The sequence below is a fragment of the Microbacterium sp. NPDC056044 genome (assembly GCF_042267145.1).
In the GTDB taxonomy this organism is placed as follows: domain Bacteria; phylum Actinomycetota; class Actinomycetes; order Actinomycetales; family Microbacteriaceae; genus Microbacterium.
The window spans coordinates 528,044-545,768 of the sequence record NZ_JBHJWZ010000004.1 but is presented as its reverse complement, the minus strand read 5'-3'; the positions used below and the strand labels follow the sequence as shown (position 1 = coordinate 545,768).

The following is a 17,725-nucleotide window of genomic DNA, read 5'->3' as shown; positions in this document are numbered from 1 at the left end:
ACGGTCAACTCGGAGGCGACTACCGTGGAACGGTGACTCTCAGCGACTCCGCACCCGCCCCGTCCGCCCCCGTCGCCGGCATCCGTCCGAGCGTCCGTTCGCATCACGGCGACGACGTCGAAGACCGCTACGAGTGGTTCCGCGAGAAGGAGGACGCCGCCGTCATCGCGCATCTCGAAGCCGAGAACGCGTACACGCAGCAGCGCACCGCGCACCTCGAGGGCCTGCGGGAGCGCATCTTCGGCGAGATCAAGGGCCGCACGCTCGAGACCGACCTCTCGGTGCCGACCCGCCGGGGCGACTGGTGGTACTACGGCCGCACGCTCGAGGGCAAGCAGTACGGCATCCAGTGCCGCGCTCCGCTCGCGTCCGCCGACGACTGGACGCCGCCCGAGCTCTCACCCGAGGTCGAGGTCGCGGGCGAGCAGGTCCTGCTCGACGGCAACGTCGAGGCCGAGGGCCACGAGTTCTTCTCGCTCGGCAGCTTCGAGGTCTCCAACGACGGCACGCTCATGCTCTACGGCGTCGACGTCGCGGGCGACGAGCGCTACACGGTGCGCGTGCGCAACCTCGTCACCGGTGAACAGCTGCCCGACGAGATCCCCGACACCTTCGCCGGTGCGACCTTCTCCCCCGACGGCCGCTTCATCGTCTACACGACGGTCGACGACGCGTGGCGCCCCGACACCGTCTGGCTGCATGAGCTCGGCACGCCGGTCGCCGACGACGCCAAGCTCTTCCACGAGCCCGACGAGAAGTACTGGGTCGGCGCAGGGTTCACCCGCAGCGACCGCTTCCTCGTGATCGGCCTGGGCTCCTCGATCACCAGCGAGGAATGGCTGCTGGATGCTGACGACCTCCGCGGCGAGCCGCGTGTGGTGTGGCCGCGCACCGAGGGGGTCGAATACGACAGCGAGCACGCGGTCGTGGACGGCGAGGACGTGCTCTTCATCCTCCACAACGACGGCGCCCTGGACTTCGAACTGGTGCGGGTCGCAGCATCCGATCCGTCCGGAGAACGCTCGGTCGTGATCCCTCATCGTCCCGGCGAACGCCTGCTCGGCGTCTCGACGTTCCGCGACTGGGGTGTCGTGGGCTACCGCCGCGGCGGCCTCGCCTGCCTCGGCATGCTCGACTACGCGACGGGCGCCGTCGACGAGATCACGTTCGACGAGCCGCTGTACTCGGTGGGAACCGGCGGCAACCCCGAGTGGGCTCCCCCGCTGCTGCGCCTCGGCTACGGCTCGTTCGTCACGCCCGGCACCGTCTACGACCTCGACATCGCGACGCGTGAGCTGCACCTGCGCAAGCGCCAGCCGGTGCTCGGCGGGTACGAGCCGTCCGAGTACGCGCAGGAGCGCGTGTGGGCGACCGCGCAGGACGGCACGCAGATCCCGATCTCGCTCGTCTACAAGCGTTCGTTCGGCGACGCGGGCGTGGCGCCCCGCCCCGTGCACCTGTACGGCTACGGCTCGTACGAGCACTCGATCGAGCCCGGCTTCTCGGTGCCGCGTCTGTCGGAGCTCGACCGCGGCGTCGTGTTCGCCGTCGCCCACGTGCGCGGCGGCGGCGAGATGGGCCGCCAGTGGTACGAGGACGGCAAGCTCCTCAACAAGCGCAACACCTTCACGGACTTCGTGGACAGCGCGCTGCACCTCATCGACAACGGCTACACGACGGCCTCGCAGCTCGTCGCCGAGGGCGGCTCGGCCGGCGGCCTGCTCATGGGCGCTGTGGCGAACATCGCGCCCGAGCTCTTCGCCGGCGTGCTCGCCGACGTGCCGTTCGTCGACGCGCTGACCACGATCCTCGACCCGTCGCTGCCGCTCACCGTGATCGAGTGGGACGAGTGGGGCGATCCGCTCCACAACGCCGACGTCTACGCCTACATGAAGTCGTACTCGCCGTACGAGAACGTGCGGACGGATGCTGCGTACCCGCGCATCCTCGCGGTCACCTCGCTCAACGACACCCGGGTCCTGTACGTCGAGCCCGCGAAGTGGGTGGCGCGCCTGCGCGAAGTCGGGGCCGACGCCCTGCTCAAGTGCGAGATGGTCGCCGGCCACGGCGGCGTCTCGGGCCGCTACAACGCCTGGCGCGAGCGCGCGTTCGAGCTCGCGTGGCTGCTGGACGTGCTCGGCGTCGCCGACGCCTGAGCCGGCGCGACGATGTCGAGACCGGGGATCTCGGCCGAGACCGGGGACGACGTCCTCGGTCTCGGCCGGATCTCTCGGGTTCGATGAGCCCGGCGGGCCGGTCCGGTCACGTGCGGGCGTCGCGGGCGAACGCGGCGGCCTCCGTGCGGTTGGCCACGCTGAGCTTCGTGAGGATCGACGACACGTGGATCGACGCCGTCTTCGGGCTGATGAAGAGCTCGCGGCCGATCTGGGGGTTGGTCATGCCGCGCGCCACGAGCTCGAGAACCTGTGACTCGCGTTCGGTGAGGGCTGCGATCCTCGTGCCCGGGTCGCCGCCGAGGCCGGCGCGGGCCGCGAGCTGGTCGGCCCATCGGGCGACGAGCGTGTCGCCGGCCGCGCGGGCCGCATCGACCCACCCGGCCAGCTGCGCCTCGGCTCCCGCTCTGTCGCCGACCCCGAGGAGCGCCTCCGACAACCGGAGTCTCGCGAGATGCGCGTACGGCACGGCGAGGCCCTCCCCGTCGCGCGCCTCGGCCAGTACCCCGCGCCACGCGGCGAGGCGGGACTGGAGGTCGTCGCCCGTCGCCAGCTGTGCCGCGACGAAGGCGACGAGCGCAGGAACGACGCCGCGGGATCGCGGGACGGAGACCGTCGCCTCGACGTCGTCACGGACGGAGGCGATGTCGCGGTCGAGCAGCGCGTCGCTGCCGCCCAGGCGGTGCCCCTCTGCGACCAGCCACGCGGACAGCGGCAGCGACCACGCGCGCACCCACGGCTGCGTCTCGGCGGCACGGAGGTCGGACTCGAGCACCGTCGCACCGCGCACCAGCTCGAGCCGGCGGCGGTCGTCGGGCTCGTCGACGATGCGGACGAGCGCGTCGAGCAGATCGAGGCGCCGCCAGCCGAAGTCCTCGTCCGGCACATCGAGGACGTCGGGCATCTCGTCGCGGATCGATCGCCGCTTCTCGGCGTAGGCGTCCGGTCGGTCGCCCCACACATCGCCCTCGGCCAGGATGCGCAGCGCGGCCGACCGGTCGAACGGCACGACGAGCAGCTGCAGCGCGCGACGAGCGTGGGTCGCACTGTCGTCCATCCGGCCGAGGGAGATGAGCGTCTGCGCGAGCCCGAGTGCGGCGATGGCGCCGTGTCCGCGTTCGCGTCCCGCTGCCAGGGCTTCCCGGCGCATCTGCTCGAAGATCTCGGAGGCGTCGCGGTAGTGTCCGCTGAAGAAGCTGAGGTTGGCGAGGATCAGCAGGGCGCGGTGCCTCTCGCCCGCGCGGGAAGTCACTGCGAGCGCCTCGCGAGCGGCGGCGGCCCCGGGCTCGTCGTCGCCCTCGTACACGAGGCGCACCGCCAGATTGGTCAGGCAGATCGCGAGCGTCTCGGCGTCCCCCGCGTCGCGGGCGATCGCGACGGCCTCCCGCAGCGCGCCGACGTCGTGGCGGCCGATGATGCTGCGCACCCGCGCCAGCTGCGCGCGGGCAGCCGGCTCGTCGTGGCCGGCGAGCAGGGCGTCCGCTTCGGCGAGCGCCGCCTCGTCGGCCCGCACGCTGATCCAGCCTTCGCACATCACGAGCCACCACAGCGCCGCGGCGCGCTCGACGGGGTCCCCCGGCCCGGGAAGCGCCAGCGCGGCGGTGACGACGGAGCGCGCCTCGAGGTAGTCCCCGGCGTGCCACAGCGACTCGGCCGCACGCCGCAGCACCTCCATTCGCGACGCGCCGCCGACGCGGTCCCGCGCATCGGGCACCGCATCCCACCACTCGGAGACCCGGCGCCACAGCACCGCCGTCGTTGACGGCGCGAGTTCCGCGCCGGGCTGCGACAGACATCTCACAGTGGCGTCGAAGGCCGCGGACAGATCGCCCGCGCGCGCCCTGTGGTCGGCGACCGCGGCCAGAGTCGAGAAGGAGGCGCCGGTGAGCTCGAGCGCGTCGGCGTACGCCCGGTGGGCATCGCGGCGCGCACCGGGCAGCAGGTCGCCGTACACCGCCTCCCGGAGCAAGGCGTGACGGAATCCGTACCCCGTCGGGGTGATCGCGATGATCCCCCGGTCCAGCGCCTCGCGGATGCCGTCGTCGAGAAGCGTGCGGTCCCCGCCGGAGACGTACAGGATGACGTCGTGCTCGACGTCGTCCCCGCCGGCGGAGAGCAGTTCGACCACCTGCCGCGCACGCGGTGAGGTGCTCCGGTGCCGCAGCAGGAGCAGATCCCGGAGCGCGCCGGAGAGCTCCTCCCCCTCCAGCGCGACGAGCTCCTCGACCAGGAACGGCACGCCACCGCTCCGGGCGGCGACGGCGTCCGTCTCCGCGCGCGAGAGCCGGCCCGGTGCGATCGCTTCGACCTGGCTGCCGACCTCCGCGCCGGAGAGCCGCGCGAGCTCCAGGTGCTCGATGTCTCGCCGGGCCTCGAGCGCCACGACGCCCGACATACTGGTCCGACCCACCACCTCATCGGACCGATAGGTCAGCACGACCGTGAGGTGACGACCACGGCGGGTGAGCGCGAGCAACGTGGCGAAGGACGCGGTGAGCGGGTCCGCCCAGTGCAGGTCCTCGACGACGACCACGACGTGGAACCGTTCGCTCAGGCGTTCGACGATCGTCTCGACGGTGTCCGCCACGATGTCGGACGAGGGCTCGAGGGGCTCGCGTGCGGGCGACGCCCCCGAATCCGCGAGCTCGGGCACCAGCACCTCGAGCGTGCGCACCGCCCCGGGCGACGCCGACACGACCCCGAGTAGATCGTCGCCCACGCCGGCCCGCAGATCGCGGACGAGCCCGCGGAGGGCGTGGAACGGCGGCGCGCTGTCGCCCCCGTCCACGCACTGCGCCGTCGCGACGACCACGACCGGGTCATCCGGTGCGGCGTCGGCCCGCAACGACAGGATCGCCTCCTGGACGAGCCGGGTCTTGCCGATCCCCGCCTCACCGCGGACCACCAGGGCACGCGGCGTGCCGGCGCGGCCGTCCGCGAGCGCGCCGCGGAGCGCGTCGAACTCCGCCTGGCGTCCGATCAGCACGGGACTCACGGCCACCCCAGCCACGACGCCATCGTGGCACGCGTGCGAGCGTCACGTCAGGGGGCAGGCGGATGCCTCGGGCCGAGGCATCCGTCATCCATCACGGAACGTCAGCCGAAGAGCGCGGCGGCCTCTTCGTAGCGGTAGAGCGGGACCGTGTTGAGCTCGCCGAGGGCGTCGGCGAAGGGGACGCGCACGATGTCGGTGCCGCGCATCGCCACCATCTGGCCCCAGGCGCCGTCGACGACCGCGTCGGCGGCGTGGAGGCCCAGGCGCGTCGCGAGCACGCGGTCGAAGCCCGAGGGCGAGCCGCCGCGCTGGATGTGACCGAGGACCGTCGCACGGGTCTCGATGCCCGTGATGCGCTCGATCTCGGGCGCGAGGATCTCGCTGATGCCGCCGAGGCGGGGGCGGTTGAAGGCGTCCAGGCCCTTGTCGCTGTAAGCCTCGTCCATGCCGGTCAGGGTGAAGCCCTCCGACACGACCACGAGCGGCGCGCGGCCGCGGTCGTGAGCCTTGGAGACGAGCGCGGTGATCTCGTCGATCGACATCGGCACCTCGGGGATGCAGATCGCGTGGGCGCCCGCGGCCATGCCGGCGTGCAGGGCGATCCAGCCGACGTGGCGGCCCATCACCTCGGCGACCATGCACCGCTGGTGCGAGTCGCCGGTGGTGCGGAGGCGGTCCATCGCGTCGGTCGCGATGTTCACAGCGGTGTCGAAGCCGAACGAATAGTCTGTGGCGCGCAGGTCGTTGTCAATGGTCTTCGGGACGCCCAGCACGTTGATGCCGTCGTTCGCGAGACGGTTCGCGGCGGCCAGCGTTCCCTCGCCGCCGATCGCGATGATGCCGTCGAGGCGGTGGCCGTACATCGTCTTGGCGATGTTCTCGGCGCCGCCGCGCGGGCCCTCGTACGGGTTCGTGCGCGAGGTGCCGAGGATCGTGCCGCCGACCTTCGACAGGCCCTTCACCTCGTGACGGGTCAGCGGGAAGAAGTCGCCGTCGACGACACCGCGCCAGCCGTCGCGGATGCCGACGAACTCGAGGTCGTAGGTCGTCGTGCCCTTGAGCACCACGCCACGGATGACCGCGTTGAGCCCGGGGCAGTCGCCGCCGCTCGTCAGGATGCCGATCTTCATTGCTGTGTTCCTCGCTGTCGGGTCGGTGAAGAGGGTCGGCGTCGCTGCCTCCCCTGACACTAGTGCCGGAACGCGTGCCCTGCCACACGGGCCGGCCGAGCCGTGCCCCGGCACGACGAAGGGCGGTGCGAAACCGCACCGCCCTTCTGTGCATTCACGCGCTACGCGTCGAGCGCCTGACGCAGCAGGTGCATGAGCGCCGACAGCTGCACCGAGTCGCTCGACTGCGGGTCGACGGCCTCGCCGTCGAGCGCGCGGGCGGCGAGGCCCTGCTTGGAGTCGATGAGCTCGGCGATCTTGGTGTCGATCGTGTGCGCGGCGATGATGCGCCACGCCGTGACGGGCTCGTCCTGGCCGATGCGGTGCACGCGGTCGATCGCCTGCGTCTGCTCGGCGGCCGTCCACGACAGCTCGGCGAGCACGACGTTCGACGACGCCTGCATGTTGACGCCGACGCCCGCCGCGGTGAGCGAGCAGACCGCGATGCCCACGTCGGGATCGTTGTTGAACGCGTCGATCGCCTGCTGGCGGGCCGTGGTGGCCTGGTCGCCGCGCAGCGACACCGTCTTGAGTCCGGCGGCCGCGAAGTGCGCCTCGGCGGTGTCCATGACGTCGATGTGCTTGGCGAAGAAGACGACCTTGCCGACCGAGCGCTGCAGCTGCACCGCGTAGTCGGCGGCGAGCACGGCCTTGGCCTGGCCGATCTTGCGCACCATGGTGAACACGTTCTCGGAGCCGGTGCCGGCGGCCTTCGACTCCTCGAGCTCGTTGTGCGCCACAAGGCGCACGATGTCTTCATCGATGTGGCCGGGACCGTGGCCGCGGTCGCCGCGCGCCTCGATGATGCGGCGGTACTTCGCGGCCAGCCGCTCCCCCAGCTCGCGCTCGGCTGCCCGGATCGAGCGGCCGAACTCGTCGTCCAGCTCCACGGGGAGGTCGGCGATGAGCTTGTCGGGCAGGTCGGCCGCGACATCCTTCTTCTTGCGCCGCACGATGCCCATCGAGATGACCGCGTCGCGCGCCTCGGGATAGAACGCCTTGTCGGCCGGGGTGAGACCGGTCTCGTCGAGCTTCTCCATGAGCACCGGGCCGGGCTTCTCGCCGGTGGTCCAGCCGAGGAAGCGCCAGATCGCGTCGAAGTCCTCGACGTCGTTGATCAGCGGCGTACCGGTGAGGGCGAGCAGCAGTGGGTTGGGCGTCTGCTCGCGGATGCGCGTCGCGAGCGCGAGCACGTTCTGCGAGCGCTGCGACGTGAGGTTCTTGATGAAATGCGCCTCGTCGACGACCATGCCCTTCAGCCCGATCGAACCGAGCCACGACAGGTGGCGGTCGAGGATCTCGTAGTTGACGATGAACACGTCCGCGAACGCGTCGATGCCCTCGCCATCGCCGTGGATGACGGTCGCGCGGCGGTGCGGCGTCCAGCGCTCCACCTCGCGCGCCCAGTTCATCTTCACGACGTTGGGCACGACCGCGAGGAGCGGGTACGCGTTCGCGACGGATGCGGCGAGCACCGACTCCGCCGTCTTGCCGAGGCCCGGCTCATCGGCGAGGAGGAACGTGCGGTGGCCCGCGCGCACCGACTCGAGGAACCGCGACTGGTGCGGCATGACCTCGAGGCCCCGGGGCGACAGGCGGTCGAACTCGGGCACAGGCGGGAGGTCCATGGACGCGGTGGCCCCGCCGGCGCCGGTCTCGAACGCCTTGTACAGCGGCCCCATGAGCTCCCAGCTGTCGAGGCGGCGGCGCGGCGTCTGCTTCGGGGCGCGGATGGTGAGATCGGGCGCAAGGAACGGGTTGGACTCGCGGCGGGCCTCGACCTGCTGCGGCACCACCTGGCGCTCCGCGAGCGCGGCGGGCACGACGGTCGCCGCGACCGGGGCGACGTCGGTGATGATGAGCTCGTCGGGCGCGAGCTCGGCACCCGACTCGAGCAGCCAGTCGCGGCGCATGCGGCGCGCGACGGGCGAGGTGGCCTGGTCGACCTCGAGCAGCTGGATGAGCGACGTGTCACGCGCGGCGGTCTTCGCGAGGATGGTGGCGACGCCGTCGAGCCGCTTCAGCAGCTCGGCGCGCGCAGCATCCGTCAGCTCCGTGTCGCCCTTCACACGCGCGCGCTCCTCGCGGACGAGGAAGGCGATCACCTGGAACTTGACGCGGTTGGTCGGCCCGAGCTTGCCGCGCTGGGCCTTCGCCTCGACCTCGCGCACCTTGCGGGCGAGGATCGGGATGATGGGGGCCTCGTCGTCGCGGCGCGCGGACGAGGACTTGCGGCGACGCTGCGCCGTCTGGGCGGGTGCCGTGGTCGGCATGCTCCTCCTGAGCGTGAATGCCGGAGAGGGAGTCCGGCGGTAATCGGGTGACACCGATGGTTCTGCGTGCTCCCGCGGGCGGCGCGAACGCCGTCGCGAACGCGGGATCAGGGATTCGCCGCCGGCGGTCGCGGGCACTCGCTTCTGCGAGCTGCGACATCGTCAGCGGTTTCCCCGCGCACCATTCTAGGGGAACAGGCCCCGAACGGGGCACACCGGCGCGGAAATTCGCGGGGCTCAGCCCCAGAGCGTCGCGACGACGTCTTCGGTGTAGCCCTCGGGGGCGAAGTTGATCCAGGCTGTCGTCACGAGTCCGCCATCGCCGACGTAGTGCGTCTCGCCCCGCGTGTACTCGTTGTCGTCGAGCGTGATGCCCTTCTGCTCGATGCGGCAGACGGTGCCGTCGCCGAGCGCCTCGCACCCGAAGCCCGCCGCGGGCAACGCCGCGAGCACGGCGTTCTGCTGGTCGGCGTCGATGGCGGTGACGTTGGTGGCGAGGCCGTACTCGCTGGGCTTGCCCCACGAGCACCGCAGCGTGGGGGCGCCGCCGTGGACGATCTCGAGCAGGTCGGCGTTCTCGGTCGACAGCATGGTCACGCCGGGGTCGTTGAGGGGCGGGTTCGCCGACTGAAGCTCGGCGAGCATCGCGGCGGAGTAGATCTCTTCGCACGCGCCCGGCACCTCGAACGACGCCTGGGGCGTCTCGGTCGCGGTGGGCGTCGCCGAAGGCTCGGGTGTGGGCTCTTCCACCGTGGCCGAGGGGCTGCTCGACGGGGCCGCCTCACCCTCGGGCCGGCATCCGGTGACGACCGTGGCCAGCGCGGTGAGTGCGACGCACCCGATCACGATCCGCGTCCACCGGCTCTGCACGACCATCCCCACGCCACCTCTCGTCATGCGCCGCGGCAGGTGGCGCGCATCCGACCCTAACGAGAACCGCGGACGGATGCTGCGGGCCACGCCGCGCGCACCCGCACAGGCCTCACGGCCCGGCGTAGGCGCTCTGCCACTCCGACAGCGTATGCGGGTCGTCGGTGACGATGCCGTCGACCCCCAGCGCCGTGACCTCGTCCCACTGGGAGTCGTCGTTGAGCGTGTAGACCACGACGCGGGCGCCTGCGGCGTGCAGCTCGTCGACGATGCCCGGACGCGCGAGCACCGCCTTCCGGTTCACGACCACGCCGCGCGCACCGGCCTCGGCGACCGCGCTCACGACGTCCGAGGGCAGCTGCTTGAGGATGAGCAGCCGCGACAGGACGTCCGACCCTGCTGCGGCGAGCGCCAGCGTCCGCGCATCGAAGCTCGCGAAGACGATGCGACGCTCGAGGCCGCGCGCGGCGACCTCCGCGACGGCCGCGTCGACGGCCGCAGCATCCCATTCGCCTTTCAGCTCCACGATCGCGCGGCCGTCTGCCGTGACGAGCGCGTCGAGGAACTCGACGAGGGTGGGCACCGGGGTGCCGGCGTACGCGCGGTCGAACCACGAGCCGGCGTCGAGCGCCTTCACCTCGGCGAGGGTGAGGGACGAGAGCCTCCCGTGGCCGTCGGTCGTGCGGTCGACGGTCTTGTCGTGCATGAGCACCGGGTGCCGGTCGGCCGTGAGCGCGACGTCGACCTCGACGTAGTCGAAGCCGGCGGCGAGGGCGGCGGTGATGGCGGGCAGTGTGTTCTCGGGCGCGGTGGCCGCTCCCCCGCGATGGCTGGCGATGAAGGCGGCCTCTCCGGGCGTCCGCTCGTCGCCCATCAGCTCCCGCGAGCTCACCCGCGCGGGGGTGGCGCCGAGGACCGCGATCACGACGCTCGCGACCGCGAGCACGCACATGACGGAGAGGGCGTGGATCCGGTCGCGGGCGCGATCGGATGCCGCGGAGTAGGGCATCGGGCATGTCCTCCGGGGTCGTACCCCACGTCCTCGTCGACGTGGTGCGGACCACTCTACATGCGCCGTTACTTATTCGTTACTTTGTTTTGGCTTGGCTTTCACGCACCATGCGTACGGCGTCCCAGAGTGCGTCTGCGACGTCGTCCTTGCTGCCGCGCCGGGCGCCGACGACCTCGCCGTCGGCGCTGAGGATCGTGACCGCGTTGTCGGCGGCCTCGAATCCCTTCGACCAGCCGACCTCGTTCACCGCGAGCAGGTCGGCGCCCTTGCGCGCCGCCTTGCGGCGGCCCCGGTCGAGCAGCGTCTCACCGTCGCCCGGTGTCTCGGCGGCGAACCCGACGATCGTCTGCCCCTCGCGCCGGTCGCGGACGAGCCCCGCGAGGATGTCGGCGTTCTCGATCAGATCGAGCGTGATCCCGCCGACGGGCGCGGAGTCCTTCGACCGCTTCAGCGGCGACACCTCAGCCACGCGGTAGTCGGCGACGGCCGCCGCCATCACGACGACGTCGGCGGTTCCCGCCTCGGCCCCGACGACCTCGCCGAGTTCGGCCGCGGTGCCGGCGCGCACGACCCGCAGACCCGGATGAGCGGATGCTGCGGCCAGCACGCCGTCGTCGACATGGGCGGCGACGAGCACCACCTCGGCCCCGCGATCCGCGGCCGAGAGTGCGACAGCGACGCCCTGCCGCCCGCTGGAGCGGTTGCCGATGTAGCGGACGGGATCGATCGGCTCGCGGGTTCCTCCGGCGCTCACGACGACGCGCAGTCCGCGCAGGTCGCCGGCGCCGCCCTCGGCCGCGGCGAGCGCCGTCTCGAGGATGATCTCGGGCTCCGACATCCGTCCCGGTCCGCTGTCGCCGCCGGTGAGCTCGCCCTCTTCGGGGCCGACCACGACGACGCCGCGCTCGCGCAGGACGACCATGTTGTGCACGGTCGACGGGTGCCGCCACATCTCGGTGTGCATCGCCGGCGCCACGACGACCGGTGCCGTGGTGGCGAGTAGGGTCGTTCCGAGGAGGTCGTCCGCAAGCCCCGCGGTCATCTTCGCCAGGGTGTTCGCCGTCGCAGGCGCCACGATCACGAGGTCGGCCGCCTGGCCGAGCGCGACGTGACGCACGCGTGCGACGTCGTCGTGGACGGAGGTCGTCACGGGGTGGCGGCTGATCGCCTCCCAGGTCGGCATCCCCACGAAGCGCAGTGCATCCTCAGTGGGGACGACATGGACCTCGTGCCCCGCCTTCACCAGCAGGCGCACGAGCTGAACCGTCTTGTAGGCGGCGATGCCACCGGTGACCCCGACCACGACGAACACCCTCCGATCTTGGCACGACTGCCCGAACACCCGGCCCACCAGCCGTCAGACCACCCGAGGAGCCCTCGCAATGTGCACCGTCGTGATCCGCGTCCCCGACTCGGCGGATGAGCCCACGCGTGTGCTCGCGATCCGCGACGAGGACCCCGCCCGGCCGTGGAACCCGCTCGGCCGCTGGTGGCCCGAGGCCCACGACGGCGTCGTCGGGGTGCGGGATGTGCGTGCGGGTGGCGCGTGGCTCGCGGCCGACCCCACGGCGGGCCGGCTCGCCGTGCTCCTCAACCGTGCCGACGAGTCGACGCGACCCGAGTCCGAGCTCGTCTCGCGCGGCGGCATCGTGCTCGAGGCGGTCGCGGGCCGCTCCCCCGCCGGCGACCCGTCGACGCACGGCTTCAACCTCGTCCAGGTCGAGGGCCCGCACGCACGCGTGCACACGTGGGACGGCGTCACCCTGCGCACGACCGAGCTCGCACCCGGCACGCACATGATCGCCCACGACGACGTCGACGACAGCGCCACGCCGCGCATCGCCCGGTGGCTGGGCGACTTCCAGGCGACCGAGCCCGCCACCGAAGGACGATGGTGGATGCCGTGGGTCGAGGTGCTCGAGCGCTCCGCCGAGCTCGCGCCGACCGACGACGGCGCGATCATCCGCGACAACCGCCCGCTCGGCTACCCGACCCTGTCGCTCCTCGCGTGCGTCGCCTCGGTCACGTCCGACGACGTGGACGTGCACTACGGCGAGCTCCGCGAGCCCGGTCAGTGGGGCGGCCTCGAGCTTCGCTGACCCACCGCCCTGGGTGTGCCCGTGGGTCCCGCCATCGATGGGCACCCACTTCCCCTCGACACAGAATCGGATCCGCACCTGCGGACGCCGAGGGCGACACGCCGGTGGTCGGCGCCGGCGACCGGCGTGTTGCGCCGGTCGTCCGCTCCTGCGGATCCGATTCTGTGCGCGGAAGGGGGTGACCACACGAAAGCGGGATGCCTCGGCACGAGGCATCCCGCTCCGCGATGTCGCGCGACCCGCGGCGCTAGACCAGGCTCTTCGGGTGCCAGACGGTCTTGGTTTCGGTGAACGCGGTGATGCGGGCGAGGCTCGGGGCCGCAGCATCCGTCCCGTTCTCGGGAGGCAGCACCCGCGTCAGCGTCTCGGCCGCGGCGATCTGCAGGTCGATCCAGTCGAGGTCGCCGGCGCCGACGAGGTCGAGGGCGTGCACGTCGGGGTGCGACGCGAGCCACGGGGCGATCTCGGCGGGCGAGCCCGTCAGCACGTTGACGACGCCACCGGGCACGTCGCTCGTCGCGAGCACCTCGGCGAGCGAGATCGCCGAGAGCGGGTAGCGCTGCGAGGCGACGACGACGACCGAGTTGCCGGTGACGAGAGCGGGCGCGATCGCCGACACGAGGCCGACGAGCGCGGTGTCCTGCGGGGCGATCACGCCGACGACGCCGGTGGGCTCGGGCACCGAGATGTTGAAGTACGGGCCGGCGACGGGGTTGCCGTTGCCTGCGACCTGGCCGAACTTGTCGCACCAGCCGGCGTACCAGACCCAGCGGTCGATCGACTCGTCGACCTCGGCGCCGGCGACCGCGGCCGAGACGCCGGTCTGCTGGACGATCTCGTCGACGAACTGCGCGCGACGACCCTCGAGGATCTCGGCGACGCGGTAGAGCACCTGGCCGCGGTTGTACGCGGTGGCGCCCGACCAGCCCTTGACGGCGCCGCGCGCCGAGACGACGGCATCGCGGGCGTCCTTGCGGGAGGCCAGCGCGGCGTTCGCGAGGAAGTCGCCCTTGGGCGTGTCGACCTCGTACGTGCGGCCCGACTCGCTGCGCGGGAAGGCGCCGCCGATGTAGAGCTTGTACGTCTTAGGAACGGTCAGTCGCTTGCTCATGCCGAGACCTCCTTCTTCGAACGGCCGGCTTCGACGCGGGCGGCGCCGGTTCCGACGGGCGCACCCTTGAGGTACGCCGCCAGTCCGTGACGGCCGCCCTCACGGCCGTAGCCGGACTCCTTGTAGCCGCCGAACGGCGACGACGGGTCGAACCGGTTGAACGTGTTCGCCCACACGACGCCCGCACGGAGGCGGTCGGCGACGGCGAGGATGCGCGAGCCCTTGTCGGTCCAGATGCCGGCCGACAGTCCGTACGGGGTGTTGTTGGCCTTCTCGATCGCCTCGGCGGGCGTGCGGAAGGTCAGCACCGACAGCACCGGGCCGAAGATCTCGTCGCGCGCGATGCGGTGCGACGCCTGCACGTTCGTGAAGATCGTGGGCGCGAACCAGAAGCCGTTGTCGGGGATGACGCACGGCGCGCTCCAGCGCTCGGCGCCCTCCTCCTCGCCGACCTTGCTGAGCTCGCGAATGCGGTCGAGCTGCTCGCGCGAGTTGATGGCGCCGATGTCGGTGTTCTTGTCGAGCGGGTCGCCGAGGCGCAGCGTCGACAGGCGGTCCTTCAGCCGGTCGACGACCTCGTCGTGGATCGACTCCTGGACGAGCAGGCGGCTGCCGGCGCAGCAGACGTGCCCCTGGTTGAAGAAGATGCCGTTGACGATGCCCTCGATCGCCTGATCGATGGGGGCGTCCTCGAACACGATGTTCGCGGCCTTGCCGCCGAGCTCGAGCGTGAGCTTCTTGTCGGTGCCGGCGACGGCCTTCGCGATCTCGCGGCCGACGGCGGTCGACCCGGTGAAGGCGACCTTGTTCACGTCCGGGTGGCGCACGAGCGCCGCGCCGGTCGCTCCCGCACCCGTCACGATGTTGACGACGCCCGGGGGCAGGTCGGCCTGCTGCAGGATCTCGGCGAAGATGAGCGCCGACAGCGGCGTCGTCTCGGCGGGCTTCAGCACCACGGTGTTGCCGGCGGCGAGGGCCGGCGCGATCTTCCACGCGAGCATGAGCAGCGGGAAGTTCCACGGGATCACCTGGCCGGCGACCCCCAGCGAGCGCGGGTCGGCGCCGAGGCCTGCGTAGTCGAGCTTGTCCGCCCAGCCGGCGTAGTAGAAGAACCACGCGGCCACCAGCGGCACGTCGACGTCGCGGCTCTCCTTGATGGGCTTGCCGTTGTCGAGACTCTCGGCCACCGCGAGCTCGCGGGCGCGCTCCTGGACGAGGCGCGCGATGCGGAACAGGTACTTGCCGCGGTCGCGGCCGCTCATCTTCGACCACGTCTTGTCGTAGGCGCGGCGCGCGGCGGCGACGGCGGCGTCGACATCCGCATCGCTCGCCGTCGCGATGGTGGCGATGTGCTTCTCGTCGGCGGGCGAGATCGTGACGAACGACTCGCCCGAGCCGTCGCGGAAGTCGCCTTCGATGAACAGCCCGTACTCGGGCTTGAGGTTGAGGATCGCGCGCGACTCGGGCGCCGGGGCGTACTCGAGGAAACTCATGTCTTCTGGTCCCTGATCTCAGTCGATGGTCACGTAGTCGGCGCCGGAGTAGTGCCCGGTCTGCAGCTTCTGTCGCTGCAGCAGCACGTCGTTGAGGAGGCTGGATGCCCCGTACCGGAAGAGGTGCGGCTGCAGCCACTCCTCGCCCACCGTCTCGGCGACGGTCACGAGGTACTTGATGGCGTCCTTCGACGTGCGGATGCCGCCCGCAGGCTTCACCCCGACCTTCTCGCCGGTGGCACGGTGCCAATCGCGCACAACCTCGAGCATGAGGAGCGTCACCGGCAGGGTCGCGGCCGGCTGCACCTTGCCCGTCGAGGTCTTGATGAAGTCGCCGCCCGCGAGGATCGCCAGCCACGACGCGCGCTTGATGTTGTCGTAGGTGTTGAGCTCGCCGGTCTCGAGGATCACCTTGAGCGACGCGTAGGTGCCGTCGGCACGGCGGCACGCCTGCTTGACGCGGGCGATCTGGTCGAACACCAGCCCGTAGCGGCCCGCGAGGAACGCCCCGCGGTCGATCACCATGTCGATCTCGTCGGCGCCGTGGGCCACCGCCTCGGCGGTGTCGGCGAGCTTGATGTCGAGCGACGCGCGACCGCTCGGGAACGCGGTCGCGACCGCCGCCACCGACACGAGCCCGTCGTCGGGGTCGCCGTGGGCGGCGCCGAGCGCCTCGACGGCGTAGGGCACCATGTCGCCGTACACGCACACCGCTGCGACGCGCGGACACGCCGGATCCGAGGCATCCGGATTCAATGCCTTCGCGACGAGCGACCGCACCTTGCCGGGGGTGTCGGCGCCTTCGAGCGTCGTGAGGTCGATCAGCTCGATGATCTTGTCGAGTGCCCACGCCTTCGACGTGGTCTTGATGGAGCGGGTGCCGAGCGCGGCAGCGCGCTGCTCGAGGCCGACAGCGTCGACGCCCGCGAGACCGTGGAGGTAGCGCCGCAGCGTCGTGTCGTCGGGCTGCCCGCCGAGCAGCTCGACGGCCCGCTCGGGCAGCGTCACGATGGAGGTGCCTGACATGTCCTGACCTGGCTTTCGTTGGGAATCGGAAGATGGATGCCGCGGCCCGCGGTCACCCGTCGAGCAGGTGCTGTGCCGTCGACTCGTCGGTGACGAGCACGGTGCACAGGCGGGAGGCGACGACGGCGGCTGCGATCGCACGCTTGGGCGTGCCGGTGATCGCCGCGATCGCGACGTCGGCGGCGCGGAGTTCGTCGAGCGAGAGGCCGACCGTGCGGGCATCGAGCTCGTCGTCGACGATGCGGCCGTCGGCGGCGATGTAGCGGCCGACGACGTCGCCGACGGCCCCGGCCGCGACGAGGCGGTCGATGTCGGCGGTCGTGAGATAGCCGCTGCCGACGTGCACCGACCCGTGGTCGGCGGCGCCCGCGCTGAACAGGTACGCGTTCGCGGAGCGGGCGGCGTCGAGCACGCGGGCCACGACGCGGTCGGCCTCGATGGCCTCCTTCGTCGCGCGCCGCTCGAGGATCGCGGGGCTCGGCAGGAGCGCCGCCGCTCCCCCGCCCTTCTGCGCGATGCTGACCGCGGTCGCCGCCGCGGTGCCCGGCCGCTGGCTCATGCTGACGCCGCCGTTGATCTGCACGACGTCGGTGCCGCGCGACCAGCCGTCGCGCAGATGATGCGCGATGTCGGAGAGGGTGCGCCCCCAGCTGACGCCCAGCACCGGCGGGCTCGGCTGGAGTCCCGCGAGATAGTCGGCGGCGGCCTGGGCGACGCGCTGCTGCAGTTCGTCTTCGCTGCGGACGCCCGCGCGCGACACGACGACGGCATCGGCGAGGCCCCGCTCGTCGCGCAGCCGGCGCTCGAGCTGCGGCCGGCGGGCGCGCGAGTGGAGGATCTCGATGCGGACGAAGCCCTCCTCCTTCGCCTGCGTGAGGAGGCGCCCGACCTTCCAGCGCGTGATCTGGAGGTTCTTGCCGATCTCCTCCTGCGTGAGGTTCTCTTCGTAGTAGAGCTCGGCGGCACGGATCGAGAGGAGTTCGTCGACGGCGTCCACGATCCTCCCTTCGTCGTCCCTTCCAGGCTGACACAGACCGCGGTGACGCGCCAACATCTGCACAAACTTTGCTCACATGAGCACGGCGCCCCGAATCAGGAGGCAGGACGAACGCCTCCGCCGCCCGCAGTGGCCGGCGGTGCGGCGGTGACCTTCGCGTGCCGCAGCAGGAAGATGATGCCGATGCCCACCACGACGACGAACGCGATCGACAGCGTCGTGAACGCGAACCAGTTGCTGTCGAGTGCGAGAACGATGGCCGCCGACACCACGGCGATCGCCGCGGCGATGAGCTTCGACGCGAACTTCATGCCGATGCCCGGCGTCAGCCGGCCGGCCGGCGAGCCGCCGCGCGCGAGGATGAGGTCGGCGAACGCGTCGAGCGTCGCGAGCAGCGAGGCCGAGTACGCGACGGCGCACCCGAGCGCACCCCACAGGTTGACGGAATCGGCGGCACCGGCGGCCGCCAGCAGGTCCAGCGCGTGCACGCCTCGATCGTAGGGGCG

13 protein-coding genes are annotated in these 17,725 nt (G+C 71.7%); 2 read left to right on the top strand and 11 right to left on the bottom strand.

What is annotated here, in order from left to right:
- Window positions 1-32: 32 nt before the first annotated feature.
- Window positions 33-2,156 (top strand): S9 family peptidase, encoded by a 2,124-nt coding sequence (locus ACFC1I_RS14390; RefSeq protein ID WP_376010600.1) that lies wholly within the window; start codon window positions 33-35, stop codon window positions 2,154-2,156.
- Between the two features lie 106 nt (window positions 2,157-2,262).
- Here the strand turns inward: ACFC1I_RS14390 and ACFC1I_RS14385 are convergent, their stop codons facing one another.
- The 6 genes from ACFC1I_RS14385 to coaBC form a co-directional block, all read right to left on the bottom strand.
- Window positions 2,263-5,184, bottom strand: coding sequence for an AAA family ATPase (locus ACFC1I_RS14385; protein ID WP_376010597.1), 2,922 nt, complete (start codon window positions 5,182-5,184; stop codon window positions 2,263-2,265).
- Window positions 5,185-5,270: 86 nt separating this feature from the next.
- Complete coding sequence (locus ACFC1I_RS14380) at window positions 5,271-6,299, bottom strand: ATP-dependent 6-phosphofructokinase (RefSeq protein ID WP_045297351.1); 1,029 nt, start codon at window positions 6,297-6,299, stop codon at window positions 5,271-5,273.
- Between the two features lie 161 nt (window positions 6,300-6,460).
- A complete protein-coding gene (locus ACFC1I_RS14375; protein WP_376010594.1) occupies window positions 6,461-8,611 on the bottom strand; it encodes a DEAD/DEAH box helicase in 2,151 nt (716 codons plus the stop codon).
- Window positions 8,612-8,848: 237 nt separating this feature from the next.
- Window positions 8,849-9,487 carry a hypothetical protein gene (locus ACFC1I_RS14370; protein ID WP_376010892.1) on the bottom strand — a complete coding sequence of 213 codons (639 nt, stop codon included), beginning with the start codon at window positions 9,485-9,487 and terminating at the stop codon, window positions 8,849-8,851.
- 106 nt (window positions 9,488-9,593) lie between these two features.
- Window positions 9,594-10,490: a glycerophosphodiester phosphodiesterase gene (locus ACFC1I_RS14365; RefSeq protein WP_376010591.1), complete on the bottom strand. Its 897-nt coding sequence runs from the start codon at window positions 10,488-10,490 to the stop codon at window positions 9,594-9,596.
- Window positions 10,491-10,569: 79 nt separating this feature from the next.
- A complete protein-coding gene (gene coaBC / locus ACFC1I_RS14360; RefSeq protein WP_376010589.1) occupies window positions 10,570-11,805 on the bottom strand; it encodes a bifunctional phosphopantothenoylcysteine decarboxylase/phosphopantothenate--cysteine ligase CoaBC in 1,236 nt (411 codons plus the stop codon).
- A gap of 70 nt (window positions 11,806-11,875) precedes the next feature.
- On the opposite strand from coaBC, the gene ACFC1I_RS14355 reads away from it, so the two are divergent.
- Entirely contained in the window at window positions 11,876-12,592 is a 717-nt protein-coding gene (locus ACFC1I_RS14355) for an NRDE family protein (protein ID WP_376010586.1), read from the top strand.
- 247 nt (window positions 12,593-12,839) lie between these two features.
- Here ACFC1I_RS14355 and ACFC1I_RS14350 read toward each other — a convergent pair whose 3' ends face one another.
- From ACFC1I_RS14350 to ACFC1I_RS14330, 5 genes are all read right to left on the bottom strand, one after another.
- Window positions 12,840-13,703, bottom strand: coding sequence for an aldehyde dehydrogenase family protein (locus tag ACFC1I_RS14350; RefSeq protein ID WP_376010583.1), 864 nt, complete (start codon window positions 13,701-13,703; stop codon window positions 12,840-12,842).
- Window positions 13,700-15,196 (bottom strand): aldehyde dehydrogenase family protein, encoded by a 1,497-nt coding sequence (locus tag ACFC1I_RS14345; protein WP_376010581.1) that lies wholly within the window; start codon window positions 15,194-15,196, stop codon window positions 13,700-13,702. The genes ACFC1I_RS14350 and ACFC1I_RS14345 overlap by 4 nt, the downstream gene beginning before the upstream one ends.
- Before the next feature lie 18 nt (window positions 15,197-15,214).
- Window positions 15,215-16,222, bottom strand: a complete 1,008-nt coding sequence (gene deoC / locus ACFC1I_RS14340; RefSeq protein WP_376010578.1) for a deoxyribose-phosphate aldolase — start codon at window positions 16,220-16,222, stop codon at window positions 15,215-15,217.
- Between the two features lie 52 nt (window positions 16,223-16,274).
- Window positions 16,275-17,219, bottom strand: coding sequence for a sugar-binding transcriptional regulator (locus tag ACFC1I_RS14335; protein ID WP_376010575.1), 945 nt, complete (start codon window positions 17,217-17,219; stop codon window positions 16,275-16,277).
- A gap of 95 nt (window positions 17,220-17,314) precedes the next feature.
- Complete coding sequence (locus ACFC1I_RS14330) at window positions 17,315-17,707, bottom strand: hypothetical protein (RefSeq protein ID WP_376010573.1); 393 nt, start codon at window positions 17,705-17,707, stop codon at window positions 17,315-17,317.
- Between the last annotated feature and the right edge of the window lie 18 nt (window positions 17,708-17,725).